Below are 15,151 nucleotides of genomic sequence, written 5' to 3'. Positions count from 1 at the left end.
GGAGGGAATATCGTGCAGGAGCAACAATACAGAATTTTAGTCATTAATCCTGGATCAACTTCAACGAAAATTGGAGTCTTTGACAGTGAAACTGCGATTTTGGAGAAAACGATTCGCCATGAAACCGCTGAAATTGATCAGTTTGAAAAAATTATTGATCAGTATCAGTTTAGAAAGAAAACAATTCTTGAAGCGCTTGATGAAGAAGGAATGAATGTATCCAGACTGGATGCGGTCTGCGGCAGAGGCGGACTTTTGAGACCGATCGAAGGTGGAACATATAGTGTGAATGATGCAATGCTGAAGGACTTGAGACAGGGGTACTCAGGTCAGCATGCTTCAAACCTTGGGGGCATTATTGCATTTGAAATTGCGCAGGGGCTTAATATTCCTTCATTTATTGTAGACCCTGTAGTAGTGGACGAGCTTTCTGACACTGCTAGGGTTTCAGGTTTTTCTTTAATCGAACGTAAAAGTATTTTTCATGCGCTAAATCAAAAAGCAGTTGCACGCCGTGTTGCCAAAGAGCTCGGCAAGCCTTACAGTGAATCAACTTTCATCGTAACGCACATGGGCGGTGGTATTACTGTCGGAGTACACCAAAATGGCAGGGTTATTGATGTAAATAACGGACTGCACGGGGATGGACCATTTAGTCCGGAGCGGGCAGGGACTGTTCCGGCTGGAGACCTGGTGGAACTATGTTTTTCAGGTGATTATTACAGAGATGAAATTATGAAAATGCTTGTTGGACAGGGTGGCCTTGTAGGATACCTTGGCACCAATGATGCTGTTAAAGTCGAACAGATGATTCAAAATGGAGATACAAAAGCTAAACAGGTTTATGATGCAATGGCTTATCAGGTCGCAAAAGAAATCGGTGCGGCATCTGCAGTTGTAAAAGGTAAAGCAGATGCGATCATCTTAACCGGTGGTCTTGCTTACGGTAAGGAATTTGTAGGTCTGATCAGTGAACGGGTGGACTGGATTGCTGATGTAATTGTCCAGCCTGGAGAAAATGAGCTTCAGGCACTTGCAGAAGGTGCCCTCAGAGTACTCAGAAACGAAGAAACTGCGAAAGTTTATTCAGCAGATTAGGAGGCTTTAACATGGCAGAAGAATACGATCTCGTCATACTTGGCGGAGGCACTGGCGGTTACGTAGCAGCGATCAGAGCTTCTCAGCTCGGGTTGAAAACAGCGATTGTTGAAAAAGGAAAGATTGGTGGAACATGTCTGCATCGCGGGTGTATTCCGAGTAAAGCACTTTTAAGAAGTGCAGAAGTATATGCGACAGCTAAAAATGCAGATGAATTCGGAGTGGAGATCAGTGAAGCAGTCCTGAATTTCACAAAAGTCCAGGAACGTAAGCAGTCAATAGTAGATCAGCTGCATAAAGGTGTACAGCATCTGATGAAGCAGGGTAAGATTGATGTTTTTGATGGCTTCGGAAGAATTCTCGGACCTTCAATTTTCTCCCCAATGCCTGGGACAGTCTCTGTTGAAATGACTGACGGCACTGAAAACGAAATGCTGATTCCTAAAAACGTGATCATCGCTACAGGGTCAAGACCACGTTCGCTACCGGGTCTCAAGATTGACGGTACATTTGTATTGAGCTCAGATGAATTGCTTGAGCTTGAGGAATTGCCAAAGTCTATGATTATTGTTGGCGGTGGCGTAATCGGCATTGAGTGGGCTTCGATGCTAAATGACTTCGGCGTTGAAGTAACAGTCCTTGAATATGCAGATCGTATTATTCCTACTGAAGATGCTGACGTTTCAAAGGAAATGGAAAAGCTCCTTAAGAAAAAAGGGATTACGATCGTAACAAACGCTAAAGTAGATGCTGAAAGTGCCAAAACAGGTGAAGAAACTTCTATTTCCGCTGAAGTAAAAGGCGAGATGGTTGAATATACAGCAGAAAAAATCCTGGTTTCAGTAGGCAGAAGTGCAAATACTGAAGGTATTGGACTTGAGAATACTGATATTCAGGTTGAAAAAGGATTTATCAAAGTAAACAATAAGCTTCAGACTAAGGAGTCTCATATTTATGCGATTGGTGATGTGATTGGCGGATTGCAGCTTGCTCATGTTGCTTCACATGAAGGGATTCATGCAGTTGAACATATTGCGAATATGGAAGTTGATCCGATCGACTACAGCCTTGTATCAAAATGTATTTATTCAAGTCCTGAAGCTGCAAGTGTCGGACTTACTGAACAGCAGGCTAAAGACGAAGGATACGATGTGAAAATCGGGAAGTTTCCATTTAAAGCAATTGGAAAAGCGCTCGTTTTCGGTAAGTCAGACGGCTTTGTGAAAATTATTGCTGATCAAGCTTCAAATGATATTCTTGGTGTTCATATGATCGGCCCTCACGTTACGGATATGATATCTGAAGCGGGGCTTGCGAAAGTACTTGATGCGACACCTTGGGAAGTCGGTCAGACGATTCACCCTCACCCGACACTGAGTGAAGCAATTGGTGAAGCAGCATTAGCAGTTGATGGAAAGGCAATTCATTCTTAAATGCAGGAGGCGAAAAACGCAATGACAAAATCACGTCATGAAGAATTAGGTTTATCTAATGAAGATGTACTGAATATCTATGAAACGATGTTAATGGCTAGACGTATTGATGAGCGTATGTGGTTATTAAACCGATCAGGTAAAATTCCTTTTGTTATCTCTTGTCAGGGACAGGAAGCAGCTCAGGTTGGTGCTGCATATGCACTTGATACGGAAAAAGACTTTGCACTGCCTTACTACAGAGATATGGGTGTAGTATTGCATTTTGGTATGACTGCCCGTGAATTAATGCTTTCAGGCTTTGCAAAAGCTGAAGACCCAAACTCAGGCGGCCGTCAGATGCCAGGACACTTTGGTCATAAAGCAAAGCGCATTGTAACAGGTTCTTCACCTGTTACAACTCAAGTTCCTCACGCTGTAGGTCTTGCACTTGCAGGAAAGATGGAGAAAAAAGATCTTGTGACATTCGTTACGTTTGGTGAAGGTTCATCCAACCAGGGTGACTTTCATGAAGGTGCTAACTTTGCAGGGGTACATAAATTGCCGGTTATTTTCATGTGCGAAAATAATAAGTATGCAATCTCAGTACCGATCGAAAAGCAGCTTGCATGTGAAAATGTATCAGACCGTGCAATCGGCTACGGAATGCCTGGTATTACAGTAGATGGAAATGATCCACTTGAAGTCTATAAAGCTGTGAAGGAAGCTGCAGACAGAGGGCGCCGCGGTGAGGGACCGACACTTGTTGAAACTGTGTCCTACCGTTTAACTGCTCACTCATCAGATGATGATGACCGTGCTTACCGCTCGCCGGATGAAGTGGCGAAAGCAAAGTCACTTGACCCGATTATTACTTTTGGTGCTTACCTGAAGGAGAATGGTGTCATGGATGATGCGCTTGAAAAAGAAATCAACGACCGAATCATGAAGGAAGTTAATGAAGCAACAGATTATGCAGAACAGGCGCCTTACGCTGATGCGGAATCTGCATTAAAATACGTATACGCAGAACAAGAATAAGGGAGGATAAACCGATGCCGGTAATGTCATATATTGACGCTGTTACATTAGCAATGAAAGAAGAAATGGAACGGGACGAGCGCGTGTTTGTCCTTGGTGAAGACGTAGGTAAAAAAGGTGGCGTATTCAAAGCGACCAACGGATTATATGACCAGTTCGGAGAGGATCGCGTCATTGATACACCGCTTGCTGAATCTGCAATCGCCGGAGTGGGGATTGGTGCTGCAATGTACGGAATGCGTCCAATCGCTGAAATGCAATTTGCAGACTTTATCATGCCGGCTGTTAACCAGATTATTTCTGAAGCGGCAAAAATCCGCTATCGTTCTAACAATGATTGGAGCTGTCCGATGGTGATCCGTGCGCCGTATGGCGGCGGAGTGCACGGTGCATTGTATCATTCGCAGTCAGTTGAAGCTATATTTGCAAATCAGCCTGGTCTCAAAATTGTCATGCCATCTACTCCTTATGACGTTAAAGGTCTTCTGAAAGCAGCGATTCGTGATGATGATCCTGTCATGTTTTTTGAGCATAAGCGCGCTTACCGTCTCATTAAGGGTGAAGTACCTGATGAGGATTACACAATTGAAATCGGTAAAGCAGATGTGAAACGTGAAGGTGAAGACATTACAGTGATTACTTATGGACTGTGTGTACACTTCGCACTGCAGGCTGCTGAAAGGCTGGCTGAAGATGGTTACAGCGTGCACGTACTTGATCTACGTACGATTTATCCGCTTGATAAAGAAGCAATCATAGAGGCTGCTTCAAAGACAGGAAAAGTACTCCTCTTAACTGAAGATACTAAAGAAGGCAGCATTATGGGAGAGGTTTCTGCTATTATCGCAGAAAATTGCCTGTTCGATCTTGATGCACCAATTATGCGCCTTGCAGGACCTGATATACCGGCAATGCCATACGCGCCAACAATGGAAAAATTCTTTATGGTGAATCCGGATAAAGTTGAAAAAGCAATGAAAGAACTTGCTGAATACTAAACATTAAAGGAGGCAATTTCCTTGGGTATTGAAAAAATGACGATGCCTCAGCTTGGTGAGTCTGTTACAGAGGGTACAATCGAAAAGTGGCTTGTACGGCCGGGAGACACTGTAAACAAGTATGACCCAATTGCTGAAGTGAATACAGATAAAGTAAACGCAGAAGTGCCATCTTCCTTTACTGGTGTAATCAAAGAACTGATTGCAAATGAGGGGGACACGTTAGAAGTTGGTGAAGTGATCTGCTCAATCGAAGTTGAAGGCGCTGGATCAGCTGAAGAAACGTCTTCTCAGCCTGAAGAAAAAACTTCAGAGACACCGGAACAAAAAAAGCCTTCTGCTGAAAACAAAAAATCAGAACCTAAGAAGTCAAATGCTAGATACTCTCCTGCTGTCATGAAAATGTCCCAGGAGCATGGAATTGACTTGTCATTATTTGAAGGATCGGGAAAAGAAGGCAGAATTACGAGAAAAGATCTTCAAAAGATCATTGATTCCGGTGAAATGCCAACAGCTAAAGAAGAGGTGCGTGAGACAGCAGCTGAAGAAGTTAAAACGGCACCTGCTGCAAAACCTTCTGCTCCTGCACCGGCACAAAATATCCAGTCTGCCCCTGGAGACATTGAAATCCCGGTAACTGGTGTTAGAAAAGCAATTGCGAGTAACATGTTAAAGAGTAAGCACGAAGCGCCTCACGCATGGACAATGATGGAAGTGGATGTGACGAATCTCGTTCAGTATCGTGATTCTATTAAAGGTGACTTCAAACAAAAAGAAGGTTTCAATATTACTTATTTTGCTTTCTTTGTAAAAGCAGTAGCTCAGGCACTGAAAGAATTCCCTCAAATGAACTCTATGTGGGCTGGAGATAAAATTATTCAAAAGAAAGATATTAACATTTCAATTGCTGTAGCCACAGACGATGCGCTTTTCGTTCCTGTCATTAAGCACGCGGATGAAAAGACGATCAAAGGTATCGGCCGTGAAATCAACGAGCTTGCCGGTAAAGTCCGTGCAGGTAAATTGAAATCTGAGGAAATGCAGGGTGGAACATTTACAGTAAACAATACCGGTTCTTTCGGTTCTGTTCAGTCGATGGGCATTATTAATCATCCTCAGGCAGCAATATTACAGGTTGAGTCAATTGTAAAGCGTCCTGTTGTCATGAACAACGGAATGATTGCAGTACGTGATATGGTCAATCTCTGTCTGTCACTTGACCACCGTGTGCTTGACGGACTTGTATGCGGAAGATTCCTACAGCGTGTGAAAGAAATTCTGGAAAATACATCTGAAAATACGTCAGTTTATTAAATATAAACAGCCGCCAGTGTAAAGCTGGCGGCTCTCTTTTCATCTGTACAACTTTTCTTTATACTGTAAATGAAAGAATTGAAAACGATTACAAAAGGGAGGGAGCTGCCTAGCAGCACACTTATGACTTTAAAAGATACAGACTTTCCGGCTACATCATTTGGTGAATGGACGGATCAGGTGAAAAAAGTGTTGAAAGGGAAACCTGTTGATTCCCTGAATATAGAACTGCTGGAAGGTTTAACGGTCAACCCGCTTTACACTGACCGCCCTGATATGACTGATACACATATTTCAAGAGGGTGGAAATCAAAAGCACAATGGATGATTGCACAACAGGCAAACGGTGAGTCTGCAGAAGAACTCATTCGTTCTGCAAAGGAAGAATTAATAAGAGGATCAGAAGTCGCCGCTCTGACCGAACATACATCTTCTTTATTTAATGAGAAACAGGCATCAGACTTTCTCAGGCTGAAAGACCAAATACATATATATATCACATGCACAGACTTAAAACCGTGGCTGAACGCTATACAAACAGCTGATATAAGCGGAATTCTGGGCAAATCCTGCGGTGGTCCGGAACTGAGTGAAGACTGGTTTAACGACATCATTAAAATAGATAAGATTCAACCTGAGTTAAAAACCATTATTCTTTCCAGTTTACCGGTTCACCGTAAAGGCGGGAATGTTGTTCAGGAGCTTGCTTTTATTCTGGCACAGGCAAACAGAGTGATTCAGCTTGCTGCAAAATCCGGCTGGCAGGCTGAAAAAGTTATTTCTAAAATGCATGCGGAGTTTGCAATAGGGTCAAACTTTTTTCTGGAAATTTCAAAGCTTAGAGCATTCCGTGCCATCTGGCGTCATTTCACTAAACAGTATCAGGTCGATTCGACCATTACAATCAGTACTGAAACATCTCCATTTACAAAGCTGACGCAGGATGAGCATACAAATATGCTTAGAAGCGGGAATGAATCATTTGCTGCTGTGTTAGGCGGAACAGATTACTTATATGTCAGACCTTATGATATCTATAAAAACGTGTCATCAGATCAGGCAGTCCGTGCTGCACGGAATATCGGACTGATCTTAAAAGAGGAAATGTTTTTACAAAACCTGATTGATCCTTCAGGGGGATCTTATTATATAGAAAACCTGACAAAAGAACTTGCTGAAAAATCATGGAGTGAACTCTGTGAAATAGAAGAACGTGGAGGGTTAACTTCTGCTTATCAACAGCTTATGAGTGATGTTCAAAAAATACGGGATCAGCGTGACCAGGGCGTAAGAACAAGAAAACATACGCTCGTTGGAATGAACAAATATGCACCTGCTGATAAAAACCGTATCGAAAACATTCCTGAAACTGCGGGGTATGCCTGGGATATTTTAATTCAAAAAGTCCAAAACAATCCAGTTAATAAAATTGGACTGCTGACAGTAGGGGAATTGAAAGATTACAAACCACGGGCTGACTTTGTCAAAGGTGTTTTTTCAGGTGCTGGCGTTGTCCCTCACTATGATCAGGAGAAAGCAGATGTGTTAATTGTGTGTGGTTCTGATGAAGCATATGATGAGTATTTAGGTGAAGCCATTCAGTCTAAAAAGAAGGGTCAGAAATTATTTATCGCCGGTAAAAGGGAAAAAGAAGGTCTTGACGGAAGCCTCTATAATGGGATGGATATGGTGGCGTTTTTAGAGGATGTATTATTTGCCGGGATTGGAGGAGCTCACGATGAAGCCTGAATTCAAAAAAGAATCATTTGTATGGTCTGATTATAATTATACTGCTAACATCCAAAAAGAGCAGCTGATGACAAATGAAGAAATTGAAATACAATCATTTTATACTGAGAGTGATCTAAAAAAATCAGATAGTCTCCAGGAGTTCCCTGGTACTGCACCTTTTACACGCGGACCTTATCCTACCATGTATACGACAAGACCCTGGACGATCAGGCAGTATGCCGGTTTTTCCACGGCCGAGGAGAGCAATGCTTTTTACAGGAGAAACCTTGAAATGGGACAAAAAGGGTTGTCAGTCGCATTTGATCTTGCTACTCACCGGGGATATGACTCAGATCATGAGAGGGTGACTGGGGATGTAGGAAAAGCCGGAGTTGCAATTGATTCTGTTGAGGATATGAAAATATTATTTGCCGGTATTCCGCTCGATCAGATGTCAGTTTCCATGACAATGAACGGAGCAGTCCTTCCGATTATGGCTTTTTATATTGTAGCTGCTGAAGAACAGGGTGTCACACCTGAGCAGCTGTCCGGAACAATTCAAAATGATATTTTAAAGGAATATATGGTAAGAAACACATATATTTACCCACCGGACATGTCGATGAGAATCATCGCGGATATATTCTCATACACTGCTCAAAAAATGCCGAAATTTAATTCCATCTCAATTTCGGGCTATCATATTCAGGAGGCTGGAGCGCCTGCTGATGTAGAGCTTGCTTATACACTTGCAGACGGCCTGGAGTATGTAAGAACCGGTTTAAAGGCGGGTATTGATATCGACCGTTTTGCACCGAGGTTATCATTTTTCTGGGGAATCGGTATGAACTACTTTATGGAAGTGGCAAAAATGAGAGCTGCAAGAAAAATGTGGGCATCTTTGATTCAACCGTTTAATCCGGAAAATCCTAAATCATTAATGCTGCGTACACATTCACAGACATCCGGCTGGTCACTCACAGAGCAGGATCCCTATAACAATGTAATGAGGACACTGATGGAAGCCCACGCTGCAGCGATGGGGCATACCCAGTCGCTTCATACAAATGCACTGGATGAGGCCATTGCACTGCCAACGGATTTCTCAGCAAGAATTGCGAGGAATACCCAGCTCTATTTGCAGGAAGAAACAGGTATTACTAATGTGATTGATCCATGGGGAGGGTCGTATTATGTTGAGCATTTAACCCAGCAGATTATGGATAAAGCGTGGGTGCACATTGAAGAAATCGAATCTCTTGGCGGGATGACTAAAGCAATTGAAACAGGACTGCCTAAAATGCGAATTGAAGAAGCTGCTGCCAAAAGACAGGCTAAAATCGATTCAGGTAAAGAGGTCATTATCGGTGTGAATCGTCACAGGCTGGATCAGGAAGATGAGATGGACATTCTTTCGATCGACAATGAAAAAGTAAGGCAGGGACAAATTGAAAGAATTAATCAGATGAGAGAAAGCAGAGACGAGACTGCTGTTAACAATGCACTTCAGGCAATTACTGAAGCTGCAGAAAATAATGAGAACCTTCTTGAAAAAGCGATTGACGCTGCCAGGTTAAGAGCAACTCTAGGTGAAATTTCTGACGCAATTGAAAATGTAAGCGGCAGGCATCAGGCAGTCATCCGATCTGTCAGTGGTGTATATAGTGATGCATATACTGATTCTGCTGCTATTGAACATGTCCGTGAAATGACAGCCACCTTTATGGATCAGGAAGGCAGACGTCCACGTATACTTATTGCAAAAATGGGACAGGACGGACATGACCGCGGAGCGAAAGTCATTTCCACTGCATTTGCTGACCTTGGTTTTGATGTAGATATCGGACCTTTATTCCAGACCCCGGAAGAAACGGCAGCTCAGGCTGTTGAAAATGATGTTCATGTGATCGGTGTAAGCTCACTTGCTGCAGGACACAAAACACTTGTACCGGCATTGGTCAAAGAACTTAAAAAATGGGAAAGAGAAGACATTATGGTCGTGATTGGCGGAGTTATTCCTGCACAGGATTATGCTTACCTGTTAAATAATGGAGCATCCGCAATTTTCGGACCTGGGACTGTCATTCCTGCGGCGGCAGAAAAAGTAATTGAAGAAATATACGAGCGGCTCGGCTACGAGGAAGTTACTGAGGATGAATAATCCTAATAAAAAAAGAGTCTTTAAGAAAAAGACGCAAGAAGAAATTAACATTCATAACCTTGCTGAAAAAATCACTTCCGGAGACAGAGGGTACCTATCAAAAGGGATCACACTCATTGAGAGCAGTGCTATCCATCATAGAAAGAATGCGAATGAACTTGTACAAAAGTTACTTCCTTATTCCGGAGATAGTATTCGCGTAGGTATCACAGGTGTGCCTGGTGCCGGGAAAAGTACGTGGATTGAAGCATTCGGTAAAAAAGCAGTCAACAATGGGAAAAAAATTGCCGTCTTAGCAGTCGATCCAAGCTCATCGCTTTCTGGCGGCAGTATACTAGGTGACAAAACACGTATGGAGTTTTTGGCGCATCATCCTGATGTTTTTATTAGACCCTCACCTTCATCAGGCACACTTGGTGGTGTAGCAAGAATGACAAGGGAAACCATTTTATTATGTGAGGCGGCAGGGTACGATCTGATTTTGGTTGAAACAGTGGGAGTAGGGCAAAGCGAAGGAATTGTCAGAGGCATGACTGATTTCTTTTTGCTGCTGTCTTTAACCGGGGCCGGGGATGAACTGCAGGGATTGAAAAAAGGAATCATGGAATTAGTGGATGCGATCGTTATTAACAAAGCGGATGGCTTAAATAAAGATCAGGCTGTACAGACAATGCACGATTATAATCAGATATTACGTTTCCTTTCTCCGGCAACAAAAGGGTGGAATCCAAGAGCACATACGTGTTCGGCGTTATACAATGAGGGAATTGAAGAAATATGGGACATCATTCATCAATTTATTGATGAAACAAAAGAAAGTGGAGAATTTGATCAGAGACGGAGCAGACAAGCTGTAGATTGGATGAGTCAGCTCGTACAGATCCGGCTGAATGAAACTTTTTTTGATCAGGAAAAGAAAAACCTGATGAAAAATCTTGAAGGAAAGGTCAGACAAAATGAGTTGTCACCTTCTGAGGCTGTAGATTTCTTATTTAATCCAAAGCATTAAAAAAGGACGACAGAGGGTTCTGCCGCCAAAGAAATCTAGGGAGTTTAGGGGTTAAATCTAGATCCTAGTAGCTATTATTCCACCGTTTTAAAAAAGTAAACCATAATTAATACATTTTTTCATTTTATTTTGAATTGCATATAGTTGATAAAGATGTCCCGGTCATCTATGATAAATTTGTAATCACCTTTAAAGGAGAGTCGGAATATGAGCATGGATTTTAATATTTTTATGAATGACGTTGTCCGTCAGGCTAGAGAAGAAATTGAAACTGCAGGATATGAGCAGCTGACTACACCTGAGGCAGTGGAAGAAACACTTGAAAAAGAAGGTACGACTCTTGTGATGGTTAATTCGGTTTGCGGCTGTGCAGGCGGTATTGCACGTCCGGCAGCAGCTCATGCGATCCATTATGATAAGCGTCCTGACCGCCTAGTAACGGTTTTTGCAGGTCAGGATAAAGATGCAACAGCAAAAGCCAGAAGTTATTTCGAAGGTTATCCACCTTCATCGCCATCATTTGCACTTCTTAAAGATGGGAAAATCATTTCAATGGTGGAAAGACACGAAATAGAAGGCCACGATCCAATGTCTGTCATTGCAAATCTTCAAAGTCTATTTGAAGTACATTGTAAAGAAGTTTAATCGTGATTTACAGAGTCTGAGACACATGTCTCAGGCTCTTTTTTATGAACTAAAACATTATTTGAAAAATCTGAATTATTTTATATTTATTCATTTTAGAAAAAAGTATTGCATGTTAATAAAATATTGATAGAATAAAAACATAATAAATATACAAAAGTATGTATTAAAATTCATTTATGGAGGAATTACAATGAAAAAAACACTATTTATTTCAACATTAACAGGCGCTCTACTATTATCAGCATGCGGCGCTGAAGAAGAACAGTCAGGGGCTTCTGAGGATACACCTCAGCTGGTCATGGGAACTTCGGCTGATTATAGACCTTTTGAATATGTTGATACTGCAAACGGCGATGAAATTATCGGGTATGACGTTGATCTTGCAAATCTGATTGCTGACGAACTTGGATTTGAATTTACGATTCAGGATATGGAATTCAGCGGCCTGATTACTGCACTGCAAAATGAGCAGGTTGATTTTGTACTTGCTGCAATGACTCCGACAGAGGAAAGAAAAGAGAACGTGGAATTTACGGATATTTATTATGTTGCACAGGATATGATTATTTCACTTGATGGCAGTAATATCTCAACGCCTGAAGATCTTGACGGAAAAACAGTAGGCGTACAGCTTGGATCAATCCAGCAGGAATACGCGGATGGATTAGCTGAGGAAATGGATATTACAGTGGAATCAAGAAACCGTATCCCGGAATTAATGCAGGATGTCATTAATGAACGCTTCGATGCAATCATTGTAGAAAATACAGTCGCTGAAGGGTATCTGAATAACAGCGAAGAGCTTACAGGGGAAACAATTGAAGTAGAAGAACAGGAAGCAGGTTCTGCAATCGCATTGCCGCTTGAAAGTGAATGGACAGACCAGTTCAATGAAGTACTGGCTGAACTGGAAGAGTCAGGTGAACTAGAGAAACTTGCTGAAAAATGGTTCGGTGGGGAAGCATCTGAATAAACTGATCAGAAAGAGTGCTGCTCAAAAAAAGCACTCTTTTGTTTTTCATTGTTTTTATTAAATGTTATTCAGGAGGAATAGAAATGAATTTTGAACAAATCATTCCTTCAATGCCATATATCCTTCAGGGAATCTGGGTTACACTTCAGATTGTGCTGATTGCGGGGTTACTTGGTTTTGCAATAGGAATTATACTATCATTATTTAAAATCGGAAGAGTTCCTTTTCTAAGATGGTTTGCAGATGGCTATACCTCAATATTCAGAGGAACACCTCTCGTATTACAGCTGATGATTATTTATTATGCATCACCCCAGCTGTTTGGCGTTCAAATCGAAGCATATACTGCTGCTATTTTGGCATTTGGTCTAAACTCAGCTGCCTACATTTCTGAAATTATCCGTGCAGGGATTCAGGCGGTGGATAAAGGACAACGTGAAGCTGCGATGGCACTCGGTGTCCCCTATAATAAAATGATGAAAGATGTCATTTTACCGCAGGCGATGAAAAATATTCTTCCTGCACTAATGAATGAATTCATCACCCTGACAAAAGAATCAGCAATTGTGACAGTCATTGGTGTAACTGATATTATGAGAAGAGCTTATATCGTTGGAAGTGACAAGTTTTCGTTCCTCGAGCCGCTGTTATTTGCCGGGCTCATTTATTACTTAATGGTACTTGTTCTGACGTTTGCCGGTAAATGGGTTGAAGGGAGAATGAGAAGAAGTGATTAAAGTTGAAGGATTATTTAAATCGTTTGGTGATCTAGAAGTGTTAAAAAATATAGATGCAGAAATAAAAGAAGGTGAAGTTGTTGTCGTCATCGGACCCTCAGGATCTGGGAAGTCCACCTTTCTTAGGTGTCTGAACCTGCTTGAAGAGCCGACTGCGGGTAAAATAGTCATCGGTCAGGATGAAGTGACGAGTAAGAAATTTAATCCGCAAAAGCTGAGATCAGAAGTTGGCATGGTGTTTCAGCATTTTCATCTATTCCCACATATGACTGTTCTTGAAAATGTCACATACGCTCCTTTAAAAGTTAAAGGCGTTAACAAGACTGAAGCAGAAAAGCTGGGTCAGGAACTACTTGCAAAAGTGGGTCTGTCTGATAAGGCAAATGAATACCCAAACAGACTTTCAGGCGGTCAAAAACAGCGGGTTGCCATTGCAAGAGCGCTCGCTATGGAGCCAAAAGTCATGCTGTTTGATGAACCGACTTCAGCACTTGATCCGGAAATGGTCAAAGAAGTGCTTGATGTAATGAAATCACTTGCAGTTACAGGAATGACAATGATGATTGTGACACATGAAATGGGATTTGCACGTGAAGTAGCAGACCGTGTCATTTTTATGGATGAAGGAATGCTTGTGGAACAGGCTGATCCGAAGGAATTTTTCAACGCACCTGCGACCGAAAGAGCCCAAAACTTTCTTCAAAAAGTGTTATAATACCCTATATCATTTCACCCAAAGTATCTATTTACTTTGGGTTTATTACATACCAACATTCATTTTGATAGAGAAAGGAAAAATCAATGTTCCGTATAGGGTATCGCACGATTAAAACTGCTGCAGGAACCGCAGCAGCGATTGGGATTGCCAGTATGCTTGGTCTCGAAAACTTTGCATCAGCAGGTATTATTACAATTTTATGTATTCAAAATACAAAAAGAAAATCAGTAAAAGCTTCATGGAGCAGGGTTTTGGCTTGTCTTGTTGCCATGGTATTTTCTTACCTATTCTTTGAAGGGGTTGCTTTTCACCCTGTCATGATTGGACTTTTAATTTTATTCTTTATTCCGACAGCAGTTGCCCTGAAGATAAAAGAAGGAATTGTGACAAGCAGTGTTATTATTCTTCATCTTTACACAAGCAACAGCATTACATTATCTTTAATCGGGAACGAATTAATGCTGCTGACAATTGGTGTGATAACCGCACTGATCATGAATTTGTACATGCCGAGTGTGGAAAGCAAAATGGCACAGATGCAAAATCAGCTTGAAGAACAGTTCAAAGAAATTTTTGAGCATATGTCATCTTATCTCAGAGACACCCATACAGAAGGGAATGAAGATCTTTTAAACGATACAGAAAGCTTGATAAAAGAAGGAAAAACCATTGCCTTTCAGGATGTAGAAAATCATTTCCTTCGAAATGAAAATATCTATTATTTATATTTTACAATGCGTGAAAAACAATTTGTCCTGATTAAAAGAATGCTTCCGCTGCTTAGAAGCCTAAATTCAGAAGTTGAGCAAAGAGAAATGATTGCTGAGTTTGTAGAGGATTTAAGTACACATATTCACCCAGGAAACACAGCTGTTTTGTATCTGAAAAAGCTGTACGACATGAAACTCATTATTGAAAATATGCCAATGCCTAAAGAAAGAGAAGAGTTTGAAACGAGAGCTGCCTTATTTCAATTCATCCGGGAAATGGAGGAATACCTTCAAATCAAGCAGTCATTCAGAGGAATCCCTTCATCAAAACGGCAGGCAGTAACTTAAAAAGCAGTCCCTCAGCTAGTGAGGGACTGCTTTTAATTCAAATATTCAAATTTAAAAAACAACCATTGATAATCCGATTGCAAGCGTTGATGCAAGCATTGCAAAAATCATCAGGTAAACAATAAAAGTTCTGAATTTGCGGTTGCGCAAAATGATTCGCTCCTTTTACAGCATAGTGGTTTAATTGTACACCGAACCCTAACCTGACGCAAGTAGTGGTCAACTTCAGCTGATATCGGTACAATAGAAAAGT

General features: G+C 41.5%; 14 protein-coding genes. 13 read left to right on the top strand and 1 reads right to left on the bottom strand.

What is annotated here, in order from left to right:
* Positions 1 to 12 precede the first annotated feature (12 nt).
* From buk to DH10bf12_RS13875, 13 genes are all read left to right on the top strand, one after another.
* Complete coding sequence (gene buk, locus DH10bf12_RS13935) at positions 13 to 1,098, top strand: butyrate kinase (RefSeq protein WP_471735866.1); 1,086 nt, start codon at positions 13 to 15, stop codon at positions 1,096 to 1,098.
* 11 nt (positions 1,099 to 1,109) lie between these two features.
* The gene (gene lpdA, locus DH10bf12_RS13930) at positions 1,110 to 2,531 is read left to right on the top strand and encodes a dihydrolipoyl dehydrogenase (RefSeq protein WP_471735865.1); all 1,422 of its coding nucleotides are present in this window, start codon (positions 1,110 to 1,112) and stop codon (positions 2,529 to 2,531) included.
* A 21-nt stretch (positions 2,532 to 2,552) separates the two neighbouring features.
* Positions 2,553 to 3,551, top strand: a complete 999-nt coding sequence (locus DH10bf12_RS13925) for a thiamine pyrophosphate-dependent dehydrogenase E1 component subunit alpha (protein ID WP_471735864.1) — start codon at positions 2,553 to 2,555, stop codon at positions 3,549 to 3,551.
* Positions 3,552 to 3,565: 14 nt separating this feature from the next.
* On the top strand, positions 3,566 to 4,549 hold the full coding sequence (locus tag DH10bf12_RS13920; RefSeq protein WP_471735863.1) for an alpha-ketoacid dehydrogenase subunit beta: 984 nt from the start codon (positions 3,566 to 3,568) through the stop codon (positions 4,547 to 4,549).
* Between the two features lie 36 nt (positions 4,550 to 4,585).
* A complete protein-coding gene (locus tag DH10bf12_RS13915) occupies positions 4,586 to 5,863 on the top strand; it encodes a dihydrolipoamide acetyltransferase family protein (protein ID WP_471738241.1) in 1,278 nt (425 codons plus the stop codon).
* Positions 5,864 to 5,986: 123 nt separating this feature from the next.
* Positions 5,987 to 7,612, top strand: a complete 1,626-nt coding sequence (locus DH10bf12_RS13910) for a methylmalonyl-CoA mutase family protein (protein WP_471735862.1) — start codon at positions 5,987 to 5,989, stop codon at positions 7,610 to 7,612.
* A complete protein-coding gene (gene scpA, locus DH10bf12_RS13905; protein ID WP_471735861.1) occupies positions 7,602 to 9,755 on the top strand; it encodes a methylmalonyl-CoA mutase in 2,154 nt (717 codons plus the stop codon). Before DH10bf12_RS13910 ends, scpA begins: the two co-directional genes overlap by 11 nt.
* The gene (gene meaB, locus DH10bf12_RS13900; RefSeq protein WP_471735860.1) at positions 9,748 to 10,764 is read left to right on the top strand and encodes a methylmalonyl Co-A mutase-associated GTPase MeaB; all 1,017 of its coding nucleotides are present in this window, start codon (positions 9,748 to 9,750) and stop codon (positions 10,762 to 10,764) included. The genes scpA and meaB overlap by 8 nt, the downstream gene beginning before the upstream one ends.
* 207 nt (positions 10,765 to 10,971) lie before the next feature.
* On the top strand, positions 10,972 to 11,409 hold the full coding sequence (locus DH10bf12_RS13895) for a BrxA/BrxB family bacilliredoxin (protein ID WP_404403678.1): 438 nt from the start codon (positions 10,972 to 10,974) through the stop codon (positions 11,407 to 11,409).
* Positions 11,410 to 11,602: 193 nt separating this feature from the next.
* Positions 11,603 to 12,385, top strand: a complete 783-nt coding sequence (locus tag DH10bf12_RS13890; protein ID WP_471735859.1) for a transporter substrate-binding domain-containing protein — start codon at positions 11,603 to 11,605, stop codon at positions 12,383 to 12,385.
* Positions 12,386 to 12,468: 83 nt separating this feature from the next.
* Positions 12,469 to 13,122: an amino acid ABC transporter permease gene (locus DH10bf12_RS13885; RefSeq protein ID WP_471735858.1), complete on the top strand. Its 654-nt coding sequence runs from the start codon at positions 12,469 to 12,471 to the stop codon at positions 13,120 to 13,122.
* Complete coding sequence (locus DH10bf12_RS13880; RefSeq protein WP_471735857.1) at positions 13,115 to 13,837, top strand: amino acid ABC transporter ATP-binding protein; 723 nt, start codon at positions 13,115 to 13,117, stop codon at positions 13,835 to 13,837. The genes DH10bf12_RS13885 and DH10bf12_RS13880 overlap by 8 nt, the downstream gene beginning before the upstream one ends.
* A gap of 86 nt (positions 13,838 to 13,923) precedes the next feature.
* The gene (locus tag DH10bf12_RS13875; protein ID WP_471735856.1) at positions 13,924 to 14,898 is read left to right on the top strand and encodes an aromatic acid exporter family protein; all 975 of its coding nucleotides are present in this window, start codon (positions 13,924 to 13,926) and stop codon (positions 14,896 to 14,898) included.
* A gap of 51 nt (positions 14,899 to 14,949) precedes the next feature.
* On the opposite strand, the gene prli42 is transcribed toward DH10bf12_RS13875, so the two are convergent.
* Entirely contained in the window at positions 14,950 to 15,048 is a 99-nt protein-coding gene (prli42, locus tag DH10bf12_RS13870; protein WP_152614722.1) for a stressosome-associated protein Prli42, read from the bottom strand.
* Positions 15,049 to 15,151 lie beyond the last annotated feature (103 nt).

The sequence above is a fragment of the Jeotgalibacillus sp. 10bf12 genome (assembly GCF_055597105.1).
The sequence above is the reverse complement of the archived record's forward strand: the minus strand, read 5'-3'. Positions and strand labels throughout refer to the sequence as shown.

What these genes read in the sequence shown, in the direction of transcription:
- lpdA (WP_471735865.1), top strand. Translation starts at nt 1,110, where the DNA reads ATGGCAGAAGAATACGATCTCGTCATACTTGGCGGAGGCACTGGCGGT.
- DH10bf12_RS13925 (WP_471735864.1), top strand. Translation starts at nt 2,553, where the DNA reads ATGACAAAATCACGTCATGAAGAATTAGGTTTATCTAATGAAGATGTA.
- DH10bf12_RS13920 (WP_471735863.1), top strand. Translation starts at nt 3,566, where the DNA reads ATGCCGGTAATGTCATATATTGACGCTGTTACATTAGCAATGAAAGAA.
- DH10bf12_RS13915 (WP_471738241.1), top strand. Translation starts at nt 4,586, where the DNA reads ATGACGATGCCTCAGCTTGGTGAGTCTGTTACAGAGGGTACAATCGAA.
- DH10bf12_RS13910 (WP_471735862.1), top strand. Translation starts at nt 5,987, where the DNA reads ATGACTTTAAAAGATACAGACTTTCCGGCTACATCATTTGGTGAATGG.
- scpA (WP_471735861.1), top strand. Translation starts at nt 7,602, where the DNA reads ATGAAGCCTGAATTCAAAAAAGAATCATTTGTATGGTCTGATTATAAT.
- meaB (WP_471735860.1), top strand. Translation starts at nt 9,748, where the DNA reads ATGAATAATCCTAATAAAAAAAGAGTCTTTAAGAAAAAGACGCAAGAA.
- DH10bf12_RS13895 (WP_404403678.1), top strand. Translation starts at nt 10,972, where the DNA reads ATGAGCATGGATTTTAATATTTTTATGAATGACGTTGTCCGTCAGGCT.
- DH10bf12_RS13890 (WP_471735859.1), top strand. Translation starts at nt 11,603, where the DNA reads ATGAAAAAAACACTATTTATTTCAACATTAACAGGCGCTCTACTATTA.
- DH10bf12_RS13885 (WP_471735858.1), top strand. Translation starts at nt 12,469, where the DNA reads ATGAATTTTGAACAAATCATTCCTTCAATGCCATATATCCTTCAGGGA.
- DH10bf12_RS13875 (WP_471735856.1), top strand. Translation starts at nt 13,924, where the DNA reads ATGTTCCGTATAGGGTATCGCACGATTAAAACTGCTGCAGGAACCGCA.